We start from the raw sequence: 16595 nt of genomic DNA on the forward strand, positions 1-16595 counted from the left end.
CGCCGTACGCGCGTAGGCTCGCCGGTGCGGGCGTCCCGAATGGCTCGTTCCCTGGTTCCCCCCGCCCCCGCGGCTCATGTCTGCCACTCTGAGAGTGACCGAACCACCACATCGAGTGATGTACCAGGACTCAGAGTGGACACGACCCGGGTATCGAGCACGGCGTTCGACGGCACGGCCCACGCACCGGCGCACGCACGCAAGTTCGTCCGCCAGGTGCTCGGCGAATGGCGGCTGAGCCAGCTGGCCGAGGACGCCGTCCTGCTGACGAGCGAGCTGGTCACCAACGCCGTCGTGCACGCCGGCACCGGCGTCGAGCTGACCTGCCGTCTCGACGTGGACGCCGTGCCGCCGACGCTGGAGATCGAGGTCGGCGACCACCACCCCGCGCGCACGCTGCCGAAGGCCGCGCCCGTCCTCTCCTCGGACGGGCCGCCTTCGACGTCAGGGCGGGGGCTCGCACTCGCCGCGCTGCTGGCCGACGCCTGGGGCGTCACCTACACCAAGACCACCAAACGGGTCTGGGTGCGCATGGAGCTCGGCGAGGGCGGCGAACCCCACGAGGCCGTCCCCGCCGCCGTCCCGGTCGAACCGCTGGAGGGCCTGCGGGTCGGGGTGATCGTCGTCAGCCCCGACGGGGTGGTGGAGTCGTGGAACTCCGAGGCCGAGCAGCTGCTCGGCCACCCTGCCGAGCAGGCCGTCGGACGGGCGCTGAAGGAGCTCGTGGCCTGGCGCGGCCACGGCCCGTACGCGCTGTCGCTGACCGACACGCTCGGCCTCGGCCGCTGGCGCGGCGAGGTGCGCATGCGCCGCCCCGACGGGCGGCTGGTGCCCGTGTACGTCTCCCACCTGCGCAGCCAGGGCCATGGCGGCGTGCGCCGGGCCATCTGGATGGTCGTGGCCCGTGAGCACCGCTACGTCCTGACGCCGCCGGCCGCACCGATGCGGCACGAGGCGGGCCGGCGGGTCAAGGAACTGCTCGACCGCGACATGCCGTTCGCCGAGCTGTTGGACACGATCGCCCGGATCGTCCAGGTGTCCAGTGGCGGCGACGCCGCGTACGTGCTGCTGGCCTCGGAGGGCGGCGGGCGGTTCGGCGTGGCGGCGGGCGCGGGCGCGGCGAGGGGGCTGGTGGGTGTGCCGGCCACCGGCGTGCTCGGCGCCGACCGTACGACGCCCGCGGTCGTCGACGACCTGCTGGCGAGTGACGTCGAGCTGGCCGAGCTGCTGCGCGCCCGGTCACTGGCCTGCGCGCCGCTGGTGGTGACCGGCGAGGTGATCGGCTTCCTCGTGGTGACCGCCGCCCAGGCCGGACGGTTCGACGAGGAGCTCACGGTCAGCCTTCGCCACGTCGCCGAGCAGGTGGCCGTGCCGCTGCAGCGCGAGCGGCTGGCCGAGCAGGACCGCGCGCACCGGGGCCGGCTGTCGTTCCTGGCCGAGGCCGGCGAGCTGCTCGCGGGCGTGCACGACGAGGAACTCATCGCGGCGCTGACCGCGCAGCTCGTCGTACCGAAGATCGCGCGGTGGGCGGCGGTCTACCTAACCGATCTGACCGGGATGACCAGGCTCGCCCACGTCTGGCACAGCGAGGAGTGCAACAACGCCGAGCTGCGCGGTTCGCTGCCTGCCATCCCGCGCACCGCGCTCAGCGAGGTGAGCTGGCCGGTCGGCCCCGAGACCGTGCTGTCCTTCCCGCTGCTGACCCAGGGCAGGTCGTACGGCGCGCTCGTGATCGGCCGCGCGGAGCAGGCGCTGCCGCTGGAACTGGCCGACCTGCTCGCCGACCTGTGCCGCCTGGTGGCGCTCAACCTGCACACCGCCATGCTGTACACGCGCCAGGCCACCACGTCGCGGGTGCTGCAGCGGAGCCTGCTGCCGATGCGCGTGGCCCCGATGCCGGGCCTGGAGTCGGCGGTCGTCTACGAACCCGCCGGTGAGGGCGCGGACGTCGGCGGCGACTTCTACGACCTGTTCACGGTCGGCGACCACTGGTGCTTCGCGCTGGGCGACGTCTGTGGCAGCGGGCCCGAGGCGGCGGCGGTCACGGGCCTCGCCCGCCACGCCGTACGCCTGCTGGCCAAGGAGAACTACACGGTCGCCGACATCCTCGACCGGCTCAACCAGGCGCTGCTGGAGGAGGGCGACGACGACCGGTTCCTCAGCCTGCTGTGCGGGGAGCTGACGCCGTTGCCGCAGGGCGGAGCGCTGTGCACGGTCGCCTCGGCCGGCCACCCGCCGCCCCTGCTGCGGCGGGCGGACGGCCGGGTCGAGACCGTGGCCTCGCCGCAACTGCTGCTCGGCATCGAGACCGGCGCCCGCTTCTACGTCGAGACGTTCGAGATGGCGCAGGACGACGTGCTGTTGTGCGTCACCGACGGGGTGACCGAGCGGCGCGACGGCGACCGGCTGCTCGACGACGGCGACGGGCTCGCGCGGCTGCTGTCCGGCTGCGAGGGGTTGAGCGCCCACGCGGTGGCCGAACGGGTGCGGCAGGCGGTCGAGATGTTCGCCGACGAGCCGTCGCAGGACGACGTGGCCCTCCTGGTGATCAAGGCCTCCGCCGCCCTGCGCCAGGTCAGATGAACCGGTACGACGTCGTGGAGGTGCGCCGCTCCCCCGGCCGCAGCACGGTCGAGGGGAACTCGGGCCGGTTGGGCGAGTCGGGGAAGTGCTGGGTCTCCAGGCACAGCCCGGCGAACGGCCCGTACGGCGTGGCGGCCGCGTCGAGCATGGAGCCGGTGTAGAACTGCACGCCGGGCTCGGTGGTGGTGACCTCCATGGTCAGGCCGCCGGCGGTCACCGTGGCGCCGCCGTCGAGCACGAAGCAGTGGTCGTAGGCGCCGCCGTTGCGCTCGCCCACGACGTGCGGCTCGGTGAAGTCGAACGGCGTGCCCTTCACGGGGGCGAGCTCGCCCGTGGGGATCTTGTCGTCGTCCACCGGCAGGTAGTGCGGGGCGTCCATGCGGACGACGTGGTCGAGGACGTCGCCCTCGCCCTTGAGGTTGAAGTAGGAGTGGTTGGTCAGGTTGACCACGGTCGGCGCGTCGGTCTCGACGGCGTAGTCGATGCGCAGCGCGTCGTCGGCGAGCGTGTACGTGACCGACGCGGTCAGCGTGCCGGGGTAGCCCTGGTCGCCGTCGGGGCTGGTGAGGGTGAGCGTCACCGAGTCGTCGGAGCGGGCGGCGATCGTCCACACCTTGCTGTCGAAGCCCTCGGTGCCGCCGTGCAGGCTGTTGGGGCCGTTGTTGACCGGCAGGCGGTACTCGACGCCGTCGAGGACGAACCTGCCGCCCGCGATGCGGTTGCCGTAGCGGCCGACGACGGCGCCGAAGTAGCGGCTGCGGGTCAGGTAGTCGTCCAGCGTGTCGAGTCCGAGCACGACGTCGACCCCCGACACCTCGAGCGAGCGTACGACGGCGCCGTAGGTGAGCACCTCGGCGCGCAGCCGTCCCGAGGACAGCTCGACGCACTCGACCTGGTGGCCGGACGGCAACGTTCCGAAAATCATGTTTGGGCCCTTCCCGTGGACTCGCGGACGATGAGGGCGGTTTCGAGGGTCACTGTCGCGCCCTCGCCCCCCGACTGCAGCAGCAGGTCGACCGCCATCCTCCCAGCGGCGGCCGCCGGCATGGCGACCGTGGTCAGTTTGGGCCGGTTGAGCCGTCCGGGCAGGATGTCGTCGAAGCCGATCACGCTGATCTGGTCGGGCACGCCGATGCCCTGCTCGGCCAGCCCTTCGATGACGCCGAGCGCGACGAGGTCGTTGTAGGCCAGCACCGCGGTCGCGCCGGAGGCGGCCACCTCGGACGCCACGGCGAGGCCGCCGCTCTCGGTCGGCTGGTTGGGGCCGAAGCCGACGAGGTCGAGCCCTTCCGTCGCGGCGGCCACGGCCCGCATCTCGTTGCTGGTCCACGAGCCGGCGGGGCCGGAGACGAGCGCGATCCTGCGGTGGCCGAGGCCGGCCAGGTGATCGAGGGCGAGCCTGGCGCCCTGGGCGACGTTCATGAGCACCGACGGCAGGCCCCTGACCCGGCGGTTGACCACGACGAACGGGACGTCCTCTGCCAGGCGCTCGATGAGCTTGTTCGACAGGCGGGGGCTGCACAGCAGGACGCCGTCCACCTGCTTGGCGAGCGTCCTGATCAGCTCCTCCTCCACGCGCGGGTCCTCGTCGGTGTCGGCCACGAATACGTGGTGGTCGCGTCCTCTGGCCTGCGCCTGGGCGGCCTTGATGAGCGGCGGGAAGAACGGGTTGGAGATGTCGGCCACGATGAGGCCGAGGTTGAACGTACGGCCGGTGGTGAGCGCCCTGGCCGCCCGGTTGGGCCGGTAGCCGAGGTCGTCGGCGGCGGCGAGCACGCGGCTCCTCGTAGCGGGGTTGACCAGGTGGGGCGCGGAGAACGTGCGCGACACGGTGGACACGTGCACGCCGCTGACCCGCGCCACGTCCTTGATCGTCGCCGCCATCGCCGCCTCCTTTGCAAACGATTACCGGACCCAAGCCTTGACCTCCGCGACTGGCGTCGTCAAGGTTGGCTGCAACCGGTTGCCGTCAGGAGGCGGCGGTCACCAGGAGCCGCCCAGCTCCTTCAGCGTGAACATGCCGCCGGCGCGGTGGTGCACCGGCTCGGACAGGTCGGGCTCGCCGTGCTCGGCGATGAGTGCGGCGGCCTGCGGCTCGGATGAGTCCTCGGAGACGTACCCGATGGACTCGGCCTCCCGCAGCGACCACCAGCGGCGGGCGTTGTCGGAGACGCCCCAGACGACGTGGTAGCCCGGCGCGACCATGGCCGCCTCGACCAGCCGGGTGAGGTCACCGGGCGAGATCCAGGTGGCCAGGCCGCGGGTGTCGGGCGAGCGCTCGTTGCAGGTGCCGAGCCTGATCACGGTCACGTTCATGCCGAAACGGTCATGGAAGAGGCTGCCGAGCGCCTCCATGACGACCTTGCTGACGCCGTAGTAGGTGTCAGGACGGGGGAAGGCGTAGTCCGGCAGGTCGGCGCCGGACTGCGGCCTGGTGTGGAAGCCTGCCGCGTGGTGGCTGCCCATGAGGACGACGTGCCGCACCCCCTCACGCTGGGCCGCCTCCATGAGGACCTGCGTGCCGTCGATGTTGGCCCGCACGATGTCGGCCCACGGGTGCTCGCGGCTCTGGCCGCCGAGGTGCAGCACCGCGTCCACACCCTTCATGGCCTCGGCCATGGCGGCGGGGTCGGCGAGGTCGGCGCTCACCCACTCCTCCCCCGGGCCGGGCTCGACCGGCTGGATGTCGGAAAGCCGCAGCGTACGGCCCTCACGCGCGAGCAACGGCCGGATCAGGGTCGCGACCTTTCCCGCGGCGCCTGTCATGAGAATGCGCATGCATCCATGGTGTACACGATTCTGACCCAAATTCACATCCTTGAATATTGACCGTTAGCCGTGCCACTAGTTACGTTCACAGACACACATCCAAGTGCTCGACTCATGTCCACATATGTGAACAGGAGGCGGTCTTATGTCACGTCGTCTGCTGGGGGCCGCGTTAGCAGCGGTCCTGGCCACGGGCCTGACTGGCTGCGGTTCCGGAGATTCATCGACAGCCTCGGACAACACGTTGGAGATCTGGATCAGGCAGCCGCCCGATTCCGACTCCGCCAAGACGGCGCAGAAGCTCGCCGACGCATTTACCAAGGCCAGCGGAGTACAGACGAAAGTCGTCGCGATTTTCGACGACTTCGAGACCAAACTGAACCAGCAGGCGGCACAGAAGCAACTTCCCGACATCGTCATCAACGACACCGCCCAGCTCGGCGCCATGCAGTCGCAGGGCTGGCTGCAGGAGGTCGACAAGGCCGGATTGGCGGGCGGCGACCAGCTCTCCGAGCTGGCCTGGAAGGCCGCGACCGGCAGCGACGGCAAGGTCTACGCCGCGCCCTTCTCCGGGCAGTCGTTCGCGCTGATCGTGCGCAAGGACTGGCGCGAGAAGGTGAAGCTCGACCCGCCCGAGACCTGGGAGGACCTCACGGCGCTGGCCAAGGCCTTCACCGAGCAGGACCCCGACGGCAACGGCTCCGCCGACACGGCGGGCTTCGTCATCCCCGCCGGCACCAAGCGCGGCTACGCCTCCTGGTACGCCTCGTCACTCATCTACGCCAACGGCGGCGACTTCCTCAAGGCCAACGGCCCCGGCAAGTACGTGGCCACGGCCAACGACCCCAAGACCGTCGAGGCCGTCAAGTACCTGCAGGACCAGTTCTGCACGAACAAGACGGTCAACCCTGGCGCCGTCAGCAACGACACAACCGTCACGCACGAGGTCTTCGAGAAGGGCCAGGGCGGCATCTACCTGGTAGGACCGTACGTGCTGGCCAGGTTCGTCGACAGCATCGGCACCGACAAGATCGAGGTGCTGCCCGTGCCCAAGGGCCCGTCGGGCGGACCCGGCACCCTCGGCGAGGGCGAGAACGTCTACCTGATGGCCGGAACGTCCATGCAGGACGCGCAGAAGAAGTTCGCCGAGTTCGCGATCTCCCCCGAGGGTCAGCGGATCGGCATGAACAAGGACGCCAACGGCGCGATCGTCCGGCTGCCCGTCAACACGCAGGTCGACATGGCCGCCGAACGTCAGGACCCGCGCTGGAAGGTGTTCCAGGAGTCGTACGCGAACGCCGTCTACGCGCCGCCGGTGCCGAACTGGGCGCCGATCCGCCAGGACTCCGCCGACTCCATCAACGCCGTCTGGGCCGACTGCGGCGCCGACGTCAAGACGGTCATGGACGAGCTCAACGCCAAGCTGACCCAGGAACTGCAGAGCCAGAACGCCTCATGACGTCGTCCCTCGCCCCCGAGCCGACGGCTCCCCCAGGCCGCCGCACCCCCTCGGTGCGGTGGCGGGGGACGCTGATCGCCTGGCTGTTCCTCGCGCCCGCACTGCTGCTCTTCCTGTACTTCAAGTTCATCCCGATGTTCGTCGGGCTGTGGAAGAGCTTGTTCAAGGTGCAGACCTTCCTCGGCGACGAGTGGGTCGGCCTGCAGAACTACCAGACCATCATCACCGACGAGGACTTCGCCGCGGCGATCTGGCACAGCGTCGTGCTGGCGCTGGGCACCACGGTCGGCTCTCTCGTGCTGGGCCTCGGGTTCGCGCTGCTCATCGAGGGTCCGGCCCGCTATCTGTGGTTCGTACGGACCGCGGCCTTCCTCCCGGTCGTCACCACGATGGCGGCCGTGGCCGAGGTGTGGCGGATCATGTACTACCCCGGCGACAACGGCCTGCTCAACACGGTCGTCGGATGGGCGGGCATCGGCCCGCAGCCCTGGCTCGGCAGCGAGGACTCGTCGCTGGGGTCGATCATGCTGATGAGCATCTGGCGCGGCACGCCGTACGACATGATGATCTTCCTGGCCGGGCTCGTCGGCGTCGACCGCACCCTGTACGAGGCCGCGGCCGTCGACGGCGCCTCCACCTGGCGGCGGCTGCGCCACATCACGCTGCCCGCCCTGCGGCCGGTGTTCTGGATCCTGTTCACGCTGGCCGCCATCCGCGGCCTGCGTGTCTTCGTCGAGGTCTACGTCCTGACGAACGGTGGTCCGAACGGCTCGTCCGAGGTGCTGATGACGCTCATCTACAAGCTCGGCTTCCAGAAGAACGAGCTGGGGGTCGCCTCGGCGGGCGGAATCGTACTGTTCCTGGCCACGCTGGCGCTCACCGTGATCGTGCAGATGCTGCGCAGGAGGCAGGCGACATGAAGTTCGACAGCGCGCTGGGGCTGGAGTCGCGCAGGGGCCCGGTGGCAGTCATCGGCAAGGTCCTGATTTATGGCCTTATGGTGGCTGTTTTCACAGGGCCGCTGATCGGGCTGCTGATGAGCGCGTTCAGCAAGACCCTCGACCCCACCTCGTTCACGTTCTGGCCGGACGACTTCACCCTCGAGAACTTCATCCAGGCCGAGGACAAGAACGTCTACCTGTACCTGTTCAACTCCTTCGTGGTGGTCGGCTTCGGACTGCTGCTGCAGATGCTGGTGAGCGTGTTCGCGGCGTACTCGCTGGCCCGCAAGAAGTTCCGCGGCATGACGTTCGTGATGCTGCTCATGCTCACCACGATGATGCTCCCCGAGGAGATCATCGCGATCCCGCTGTCGCTCGTGCTCGCCGACCTGCCCGGCCTGCACCTCAACCTCATCGGTACGTACGCCGGCATGATCCTGCCGGTCGGTGCCTGGGGCTTCTCGATCCTCGTCATGACGGAGTTCATGAAGGAGGTGCCGGTCGAGCTGGAGGAGGCCGCGCGCATCGACGGCGCCGGTGAGCTGCGGATCTTCGCCACGATCATCGTTCCGCTGTGCCGTCCGGCGCTCGGCGTGATCGGCGTCTTCGGCTTCACGATGATCTGGGACCAGTACCTGCTGCCGCTGATCGTCGCTCCCGCGTCCGACATGTGGACGCTGCCGATCGCGCTGCGCTCGCTCCGCTCGGACGAGGAGGTCGGCATCGGCGTCCTGCTGGCCGCCTCACTGCTGGCGCTGCTGCCGTCGATCATCGCGTTCCTGGCGTTCCAGCGGCAGTTCATGCGTGGTCTGACAAGCGGTGCGGTCAAGGGTTAGGTGTCCATGTACATGGACGCTATCCCATATCCTGGATGTTCAGCCCGCCAGAGTAGATGGGATGAGTATGCAGCCCCAGCTCGTCAAGTCCGCGGAACGGACGGTACGCATCCTGGAAGCGCTTGCCGACTCCCAGAACCATCTCACGCTGTCGGAGCTCCAGCAGCGCACCGGCTTCCCGCGCAGCAGTCTGCACGCCCTCATGCGCACCCTGGTCGAGCTCAACTGGGTCGAGACCGACACCTCGCGGTCGGCGTTCGGCATCGGGCCGCACGCGCTGCTGACCGGGACGGCATACCTCGACAAGGACCCGGCGCTGCCCTTCGCCCAGGAGACCCTGGAGGACCTCCGCGACGAGATCGGGCAGACCGTGCACTTCGCCCGCCGTGACGGGGCGCACGTCCTCTACCTGGCGACGCGGGAGGCGCGCGACGCCGCCCACGTGATCCCCCGGGTGGGGCGGCAGCTGCCCGCCCACGTGACGGCACTCGGGCAGGTGCTGCTCGCCCAGCTCACCGACGACGAGGCGGTGGCGCTGCTGCCGGCCACGCTCACGTCGCTGACCGAGCACACCATCACCGACCTGGCCAAACTGACCGGCGAACTCGACCAGGTACGCACCCGCGGCTGGGCGTACGAACGCGAGCAGGGCACGCTCGGCGTCGCCTGCGTGGCCGTGGCGGTCGACTACCGCATCCCGGCCACGGACGCGATCAGCTGCTCGATGCCGGCGAACCTCACGCCCGGCGAGGTGGAGCCCATCACGGACGCCATCATCCGCCACACCCGCAAACTGGCCGCCACCCTCCGCCGAGAAGGCATCCGCTAACCCCGACCAACAGCTCCTGCACCGTCACCCCCCAACGGCAGCCCCCGCAACGCGCAGTCCAGCACACGGTGCAGCGGACGCCGCGCGGCAGGCGCGGCGCGGCAGGCGCGGCGCGGCAGGCGCGGCGCGGCAGGCGCGGCGCGGCAGGCGCGGCGCGGCGGGCGCGGCGCGGCGGGCGCGGCGCGGCGGGCGCGGCGCGGCGGGCGCGGTGCGGCGGGCTGCGGGCGGCGGGCGCGGTGCAGCCGCCGGCGCGGGAACGCACGGCCACGGAGCAACCCGCTGCTGCCGTGCAACCCCAACGCAACCCACGGGCCGTGGAACCATGGCCCCCCGCGCACCCCACGTGCCCGCGCAACCCTGAGCGCGTCGCGGCGTTCAGGCGCGTCGCGGGCCACGAGCGCGGTGCAGGCCCACAGCTCCACGCAACCCCAATGCGGGCCCGCGCAACCCTAGGTGCGGCGCGGCGTTCGGGCGCGGCGCGGGCCACGAGCGAGGCGCGGGCCACGGGTCACGTCCAGGAGCGCGGTGCAGACCCACAACCCGCGCCCCAACCCACAGCCCGCCGCGCAACCCACAGAGCTGCCGTGCAACCCGCAGAGCTGCTGTGCAACCCCAATGCAACCCGCAGGCTCTTGCAGCCCAAGCCCCGCGAGCCCACTGGCCCGCGCAAGGCATGGGTGCCGCGCATTTGGGCGCGGTGCGACCCATGTGCGCGGGTGGCGCATGGGCGCGGGTGGCGCATGGGCGCGGGTGGCGCATGGGCGCGGGTGGCGCATGGGCGCGGGTGGCGCATGGGCGCGGGTGGCGCAAGAGCGTGGTGCGGCGAAGAGCGTGGTGCGGTTTAGCCTCGGTCAGCCCAAGCCCGGACCCCGCGCCTCGGCCAAGGCGGTAGAGCGATCAACCGCCAGGCCACTCCCCTCGCTTCGCTACCTCAGACCGGTAGCGGACGGGGGTCAGCCGTGGGTGTGCTGACCGGGGCGGTTGGTGATGGGAGTGGGCCGCCCCGGTTCGCTGTTACGGCTTCAGAGGACCAGGCGGCCGTCCACCCGTCGAGGAATCGACAGCGGGTTGTCGTCCTTCAGGGCGTCCGGCAGGAGGGCGGCGGGCCAGTCCTGGTAGGCGGTGGGGGCGAGCCACCGGTCGATGGCCGTGGCGCCGACGGAGGTGGTGGTCGAGGTGGAGGACGGCCACGGACCACCGTGGTGCATCGCCCAGCACACGGCGACCCCGGTCGGCCAGCCGTTCCAGATGAGCCGGCCGGCCTTCTTGGCGAGCGCCGCCGCGACGTCCGCTGCCTCCTCCGGCTGGGCTCCGTGGATGGTCGCGGTCAACGAGCCTTCCAGCCGCTCCAGCACCGCCGGCAGATCCGCCACGTCACGGTAGGTCACCACGATCGACGCGGGCCCGAAGCACTCCTCGGCGATGCCAGGCAGCTTCTCGGCGAACGTGGCAAGGTCGGCGGTGAACACCTTGGGCGCGACCGCCCAGCTGCCCTCCCCCTTCTTGCCCTCGGCCAGCAGCTGCAGCTCGCCCAGCCGCTCGACACCGCCGACGTAGCCGTCCCTGATCCGCTCGGCCAGCATGGGACCGCCGCTCGTGCCCTCGACGGCGGCCACGATCGCCTTGCGGAGTTCGTCGCCCTCGGGCACGAACATGAGCCCGGGGTTCGTGCAGAACTGCCCGACCCCGAGCGTCAGCGAACCGGCGAAACCGGTCGCGATCTCGGCGACAGGGGCCGACGGCAACACGACCACCGGGTTGACGCTGCCGAGCTCGCCGAAGAACGGGATCGGCACCTCGCGCTCGTCGATCAGCTTCTGGATCGCCTTGCCCCCGGGCACGGACCCGGTGAACCCGGCAGCGACCACCGCGGGGTGCTGCACCAGGTCGGCTCCGGCCTGCATGCCATGGACCAGTCCCAGCAGCTCGGGAACCGGCAGGGCCTCACGCACGATCGCCGCCACCCGCTCGGACGTGCCGGGGTGTCCGGGATGTGCCTTCACCACCACCGGGCAACCCGCCGCCAGCGCGGAAGCGGTGTCACCCCCGGCCACAGAGAACGCGAACGGGAAGTTGCTCGCCGCGAACACGGCCACGACGCCCTGCAGCGGGTGCTTCATCCGCCGGAGGTCAGGCCGGGGCGGGGCCAGCGAGGCGTCCGCGTGGTCGATGATCGCCTCGAGGTATCCGCCGTCCCTGATCACTTCGGCGAAGAGCCGGAACTGCCCGGCCGTACGCGCCACCTCGCCGCGCAACCGCACCTCGCCGAGGGCGGTCTCCTGGTCGGCGAGCTGCCACAGCTCGTCCACGTGCGCGGCCAGCGCGTCGGCGACAGCCTCAAGGGCGACGGCGCGCTCGGCCGCGGGCGTCGCCCGCCACGCCGCCCCGGCGGCGGCAGCGGCGGAAACGATCGCGTCGACCCCGGCGCCGTCGGCCTCGGGCACACCTGCGCCCACGGTCTCACCGGTTCTGGGGTCGTGTCCGTAGATCATCGAAAGGCCCTTCGGAGTCTTGACACTTCTTCATAGTAATTCTTACAGTTGCGACGACTTGTCCACAAACCTGGCAACTGTTCACATACATGGACGGCGATCACATTGATCATTGAGCAGGTCCACGTCACGCCAGTCGCTTTCCGTGATCCGCCCCTTCTGAACGCCGCCGGAGTCCACGAGCCGTGGGCACTCCGCACCATTGTCGAGGTCGTCACGGACGAGGGTTTGAGTGGGTTGGGAGAAACCTACGGAGACCTCCACCACCTCGGCAGGATCAGGGAGTGCGCCAAGGCGCTGATCGGCCTCGACGTGCACGCCTCGAACACGATGTACGCGAGGATCAGCGCGATCGCCGGCGACACCCGTACCGACCTGCACGGCCTGACCGGCGCCGCCACGAAGGAGAAGAACGTCGACCGGGTCTTCTCCCCCTTCGAGGTGGCCTGCCTGGACATCCGCGGCAAGGCGGCGGGCGTGCCCGTGGCGGACCTGCTGGGTGGCAAGGTCCGCCACGCCGTCCCCTACAGCGCGTACCTTTTCTACAAGTGGGCCGGCCACCCGGGCGAGGAGCCTGACCGGTTCGGCGCCGCCTTGGACGAAGCGGGCATCGTCGCGCAGGCGAGGCAACTCATCGAGGAGTACGGCTTCACCTCCATCAAGCTCAAGGGCGGGGTGTTCCCTCCGGACCAGGAGATCGCCGCGATCCGCGCGCTGCACGAGGCGTTTCCCGGGATGCCGCTCCGGCTCGACCCCAACGCCGCCTGGACGGTGGCTACCTCGATTCGCGTCGGCCGTGAGCTCGACGGTGTCCTGCAGTACCTGGAGGACCCGACAGGGGGCATCGCGGGCATGGCGGAGGTGGCCGAGGCCGTCCCGATGCCTCTGGCCACGAACATGTGCGTGGTCACGCCCGAGCACTTCCCACCAGCGATGGCTTCCCGCGCGATCGGCGTGCTCCTCCTCGACCATCATTACTGGGGCGGACTCGTGCGCTCCTCGCACATCGCCGCCATGTGCGACGCCTACGGCCTGAACCTGTCGATGCACTCCAACTCCCACCTCGGGATCAGCCTGGCCGCCATGACGCATCTCGCCGCCGCCACGCCGAACCTCACGTTCGCCTGCGACACCCACACCCCTTGGCAGGACGGCCAGGACGTGGTCGTGCCCGGTGCACTCCGGTTCGTCGACGGCGCCGTGCCCGTGCCCGACGGCCCCGGCCTGGGCGTGGAACTGGACCGTGACGCGCTCGCCATCATGAACGAGCAGTACGAGAAGTGCGGGATCGTGGCCCGCGACGACACGTCCTACATGCAACGCTTCGACCCTTCCTTCTCGGCCAGGAGACCTCGCTGGTGAACATCGCCTACCTCTATCCCTGGGACGTGGTCGGCGACCCCTCCGCCCCCGGTCGTCTGGCCGACCTGGGTGTCCAGGCGGTCGCACTGGCGGTGAGCTACCACTCGACCCGTGCGGCGACGCCGTACCACCCGGACCATCGCGTGCTGGACGTTCCCTATCCCGCCTTCTACCTCCCGATCCGCCGGCCCGCGTGGGGCCGTCTGGTGCCCGCCGCACCGACGTGGACGCCCGCCGACGCGTATCTCCAGGCCAGGGACGCATTGAAGGCCGTCGGCCTCCAGGTGCACGCCTGGACCGTCCTCACCCACAACTCGCACCTGGGCGGCGCCAACCCTGACCTGGTGGTACGCAACGCCTTCGGCGACCCGTACCCGTACGCCCTGTGTCCCGCTCACGAGAACGTCCTCGACTACTGCGAACGCCTGGTCCGTGAGGTCCTTGAGGTGGCCGAGCCCGACGGTCTGATCCTCGAGGCCTGCGGCCCCATGGGGTTCGGCCATCAGAGCGTCCACGAGAAGACCTCAGGCGCCGACTGGACTTCCGTGCACGCCGACCTCCTCTCCCTGTGCTTCTGCGCCGCCTGTGCCCCTCGCTACCCGGACGCGACCAGAGGCAGGGTCAGGGCCGCCATAGACGGCACCACGCCGACGTCACTCACGGGCACGCCCGACGCCGCGTCGCCTCCCGGCACCGTCGAGGACGCCCTCGGCTCCCTCTCGGACAAAGTGCGCGCTGTACGCCTCGCCCTGTCGGACACCCTTCGCCGGCGCCTGATCGCCGTCGCCAGGCAGACAGCGCCCGACGTACCCATCACCCTGCACGCCAACCCGGACCCTTGGGCGGCCGGAGCCTTCGCCCCGCTGCCCTCGGGCGAGCCCGGAGCCGACGTGCTGGTGGCCAACTGCTGGGGCGAACCCGCCGCCGACGCCGCGCGCCTCCGCCGCTTGAAAGAACTGGCCACGCCGACGCAGCGGACAGGCGCGTACGTCCTCGCCCTGCCGCCTCGCCCGGCCGACGCCACCACCATCGCCGACCACCTCGCGACGTACGCCGAGGCCGGAGCGACGGAGTTTCACCTGTACCACGCCGGCCTCGCCTCCCCACAACGCCTGACAGCCCTCTCCAAAGCCCTCCGCCTGCGAAAGCCCTGAACCGAATTCCGTCGGCGGCACGGCCGCGCAGGTCAGCTCGCCGCCGCGGGCACATGCTCGTACCTTCAGAGGCGTTAGAGATGATCATTCACGTTCGGCATGGCGGCGTGACCGCGGGTTCTGAGGCCTCAGGGTGGCCGGGCGCCTCCTTTCGGCCCTCCTCGACGGATCCCGAACTCCACCAGCGCGGCGTCGTCAGCGCCCTCGCCGACTTCCTTCCGGACTGATGCATCACCTGGTGTCACGCCGCAGGCACCGATGATGTGACCGTCGCACTCAGCGGAGAGCTTCCTGGTTCCGCGCCGCGCTTCCTCTCGCAGGCCGGCACAGAAGCGGGGCATCACGTTCAGTGGTCTGGTCATGGAAAGACGCTGGTCATTGGCGAGTTCGGCTCGTGGTTCGTGGTCGTGGAACCCGACGACTGGAATGGCGCTGGAGGACTGCCCCGGCTTTCGGCCGCTGGTGAGGGCGGCGCGGGGACACGATGTGGCACTACGACCTGCGCTACGCCCGGGACGGACAAGTGCTGTGCCGCTTTCGACAGGGTGCCGAGCCTGAGGGGAACCCGTCATCGCTTGTCGGCCTTCTCTCTGGGTTGTCACTGGCATCGGGGCTTCCTCCCTCGGAGACACCGGAATCGGGCCTGCCCTCGTTTTACGGTGGAAGGCGCACGCTTTCGTCCTGGTGGAGCGAGTCACCGGAGTGCGCCTGACCACGCAGTTGGCTGCGCGGTGAGCACAAGCGAATCATCCAGGGGCCTCACCCACGTGATGTGCCGCCTGACGACGGCGAACTGTGGCCTCAGTACGCGCTCGGAATGATCGTTTGTTCTCAATCCCGATCACAGATGCAACGAGTTCTCTCAGACATCAAGGGAATTTACGACCTCAAGCTCTCGAACGATGTACTCGTGAGCGCTGCCGTCCGACTTCCAGTGGGTTCCGTCGCGCCTCCGGCCTCTTCATGGCCCGCGCCACGAGCTACGATCCACTTGATGAGAGGCAGCGGACCAGGCACGCCAACAACCGTTCATCGGCGCTGCAGCCGGCCACGAAACCGGTCGATACTGTAAACGCCCCAATACGAATGGATACTTATGAAAGATGTGCGGGTCGTCTATCGAAAATACGGGGGAGCTCTGCACTGGCATCATGCCGGTCGACTGCTGGGTGAGGACAGCCACGGCGTCTGGGTAGAAGTGCCCAGCGGGACGGTAGCCCGCAAGGGCACCGATCCGCCTATCACCCGGCCCACAGCAGCGACCATGCTGTTTCCGCGCGACGATTGGTGGACGGCTTCGTTCAACCACCTGCCGGATCGGACCGAGGTCTACGTCGACGTCACCACCATTCCGGAATGGAGGGACTACGAGGTGACCATGCTCGACCTCGACCTGGACGTGATCCGCATGAGGGACGGACAGTTGATACTCGACGACGAGGACGAATTCGCGCTGCACCAGGTACTACTTGATTACCCACCCGACCTGATCATACGGGCACAGAGAACCGCGGACTGGTTGATGAATGCCGTAGGCAAAAGAAAGGGGCCATTCAACGGCGCACACTTGGCATGGCTCTCGAAAGCAACGCAAACCTGAAACTTGTACGGAGCGGCGGCGAGATGAAAAGAGGCTAGCAGCATCCGGCTCCAGAAACCAAACCGTTTCCCCATGCCGTGAAAACAGGCAGCACCCAGCCCATATATCCAGGTTGCCTAATGAGCGCGCATAAATGCCCATAAATCCCGCAAGACCCTAACTCCTGCCCACCCACGACAACGCCCACAGGCGCCGGGCCGGCACGACCTCGGCCCGCGCGAGCGGATGGACCGATTGTCCGGCGGTCAGCGCACATTGTCGGGTAGCGAGCACACGCTGTCGGGTGGCCAACGCACGTTGCCGGACAGTGAGCACACGTTGTCGGGTAGCCAACGCACGCTGGCCACGCTGGCGCCGGCCGTCGGCAAGCGCGCCGACCTGGTGATGCCAGTCGCGCCACCAGCAGAACTCCATCCGCTGGCCCGCGTAGCAACTGCCACCCCATGGCATAACAGCCAGCCCGAGAAGCCCGACGACCGCCTCCTCAGCCCCCACCCCATGCCTACGGACTGCACCACATCGACCTTCACAGCGCCGACCTGCGCCGCTCGAAGGCCGGGGCGTCCGCGA

At 69.5% G+C, this 16595-nt stretch carries 12 protein-coding genes; 8 read left to right on the forward strand and 4 right to left on the reverse strand.

Annotated elements, in window-relative coordinates; all coding sequences use genetic code 11:
- Positions 1–135: 135 nt before the first annotated feature.
- A complete protein-coding gene (locus tag BLR04_RS03020; protein ID WP_176902903.1) occupies positions 136–2583 on the forward strand; it encodes a SpoIIE family protein phosphatase in 2448 nt (815 codons plus the stop codon).
- Here the strand turns inward: BLR04_RS03020 and BLR04_RS03025 are convergent.
- The 3 genes from BLR04_RS03025 to BLR04_RS03035 form a co-directional block, all read right to left on the reverse strand.
- A complete protein-coding gene (locus tag BLR04_RS03025) occupies positions 2576–3508 on the reverse strand; it encodes an aldose epimerase family protein (protein ID WP_090759246.1) in 933 nt (310 codons plus the stop codon). The two genes, BLR04_RS03020 and BLR04_RS03025, sit on opposite strands and share 8 nt — an antisense overlap.
- Entirely contained in the window at positions 3505–4467 is a 963-nt protein-coding gene (locus BLR04_RS03030; RefSeq protein WP_090759249.1) for a LacI family DNA-binding transcriptional regulator, read from the reverse strand. Before BLR04_RS03030 ends, BLR04_RS03025 begins: the two co-directional genes overlap by 4 nt.
- A gap of 99 nt (positions 4468–4566) precedes the next feature.
- Positions 4567–5361, reverse strand: coding sequence for an NAD-dependent epimerase/dehydratase family protein (locus tag BLR04_RS03035; RefSeq protein ID WP_245739978.1), 795 nt, complete (start codon positions 5359–5361; stop codon positions 4567–4569).
- Positions 5362–5596: 235 nt separating this feature from the next.
- Between BLR04_RS03035 and BLR04_RS03040 the strand changes: the two genes are divergently transcribed.
- The 4 genes from BLR04_RS03040 (at position 5597) to BLR04_RS03055 (ending at position 9417) form a co-directional block, all read left to right on the forward strand.
- Complete coding sequence (locus BLR04_RS03040) at positions 5597–6811, forward strand: sugar ABC transporter substrate-binding protein (RefSeq protein ID WP_245739979.1); 1215 nt, start codon at positions 5597–5599, stop codon at positions 6809–6811.
- The gene (locus BLR04_RS03045; RefSeq protein WP_090759253.1) at positions 6808–7731 is read left to right on the forward strand and encodes a carbohydrate ABC transporter permease; all 924 of its coding nucleotides are present in this window, start codon (positions 6808–6810) and stop codon (positions 7729–7731) included. The genes BLR04_RS03040 and BLR04_RS03045 overlap by 4 nt, the downstream gene beginning before the upstream one ends.
- Positions 7728–8588 carry a carbohydrate ABC transporter permease gene (locus tag BLR04_RS03050; RefSeq protein WP_090759255.1) on the forward strand — a complete coding sequence of 287 codons (861 nt, stop codon included), beginning with the start codon at positions 7728–7730 and terminating at the stop codon, positions 8586–8588. Before BLR04_RS03045 ends, BLR04_RS03050 begins: the two co-directional genes overlap by 4 nt.
- Positions 8589–8649: 61 nt before the next feature.
- Positions 8650–9417: an IclR family transcriptional regulator gene (locus BLR04_RS03055; RefSeq protein WP_245739980.1), complete on the forward strand. Its 768-nt coding sequence runs from the start codon at positions 8650–8652 to the stop codon at positions 9415–9417.
- A 1022-nt stretch (positions 9418–10439) separates the two neighbouring features.
- Here the strand turns inward: BLR04_RS03055 and BLR04_RS03065 are convergent.
- A complete protein-coding gene (locus BLR04_RS03065; protein ID WP_090759261.1) occupies positions 10440–11909 on the reverse strand; it encodes an aldehyde dehydrogenase (NADP(+)) in 1470 nt (489 codons plus the stop codon).
- A gap of 237 nt (positions 11910–12146) precedes the next feature.
- Here BLR04_RS03065 and BLR04_RS03070 point away from each other — a divergent pair, with 237 nt between their 5' ends.
- The 3 genes from BLR04_RS03070 (at position 12147) to BLR04_RS03080 (ending at position 16025) form a co-directional block, all read left to right on the forward strand.
- Positions 12147–13271, forward strand: a complete 1125-nt coding sequence (locus BLR04_RS03070; RefSeq protein ID WP_245739981.1) for an enolase C-terminal domain-like protein — start codon at positions 12147–12149, stop codon at positions 13269–13271.
- Positions 13268–14425 carry a hypothetical protein gene (locus BLR04_RS03075; protein WP_090759265.1) on the forward strand — a complete coding sequence of 386 codons (1158 nt, stop codon included), beginning with the start codon at positions 13268–13270 and terminating at the stop codon, positions 14423–14425. Before BLR04_RS03070 ends, BLR04_RS03075 begins: the two co-directional genes overlap by 4 nt.
- Positions 14426–15521: 1096 nt before the next feature.
- Positions 15522–16025: a DUF402 domain-containing protein gene (locus BLR04_RS03080; RefSeq protein WP_090759267.1), complete on the forward strand. Its 504-nt coding sequence runs from the start codon at positions 15522–15524 to the stop codon at positions 16023–16025.
- Positions 16026–16595 lie beyond the last annotated feature (570 nt).

It is taken from the genome of Nonomuraea maritima, from assembly GCF_900100395.1.
GTDB lineage: Bacteria > Actinomycetota > Actinomycetes > Streptosporangiales > Streptosporangiaceae > Nonomuraea > Nonomuraea maritima.

Excerpts from the sequence above, each read along its gene's own strand:
- BLR04_RS03025 (WP_090759246.1), bottom strand. The coding sequence starts at position 3,508 with ATGATTTTCGGAACGTTGCCGTCCGGCCACCAGGTCGAGTGCGTCGAG.
- BLR04_RS03050 (WP_090759255.1), top strand. The coding sequence starts at position 7,728 with ATGAAGTTCGACAGCGCGCTGGGGCTGGAGTCGCGCAGGGGCCCGGTG.
- BLR04_RS03065 (WP_090759261.1), bottom strand. The coding sequence starts at position 11,909 with ATGATCTACGGACACGACCCCAGAACCGGTGAGACCGTGGGCGCAGGT.
- BLR04_RS03045 (WP_090759253.1), top strand. The coding sequence starts at position 6,808 with ATGACGTCGTCCCTCGCCCCCGAGCCGACGGCTCCCCCAGGCCGCCGC.
- BLR04_RS03055 (WP_245739980.1), top strand. The coding sequence starts at position 8,650 with ATGAGTATGCAGCCCCAGCTCGTCAAGTCCGCGGAACGGACGGTACGC.
- BLR04_RS03080 (WP_090759267.1), top strand. The coding sequence starts at position 15,522 with ATGAAAGATGTGCGGGTCGTCTATCGAAAATACGGGGGAGCTCTGCAC.
- BLR04_RS03030 (WP_090759249.1), bottom strand. The coding sequence starts at position 4,467 with ATGGCGGCGACGATCAAGGACGTGGCGCGGGTCAGCGGCGTGCACGTG.
- BLR04_RS03035 (WP_245739978.1), bottom strand. The coding sequence starts at position 5,361 with ATGCGCATTCTCATGACAGGCGCCGCGGGAAAGGTCGCGACCCTGATC.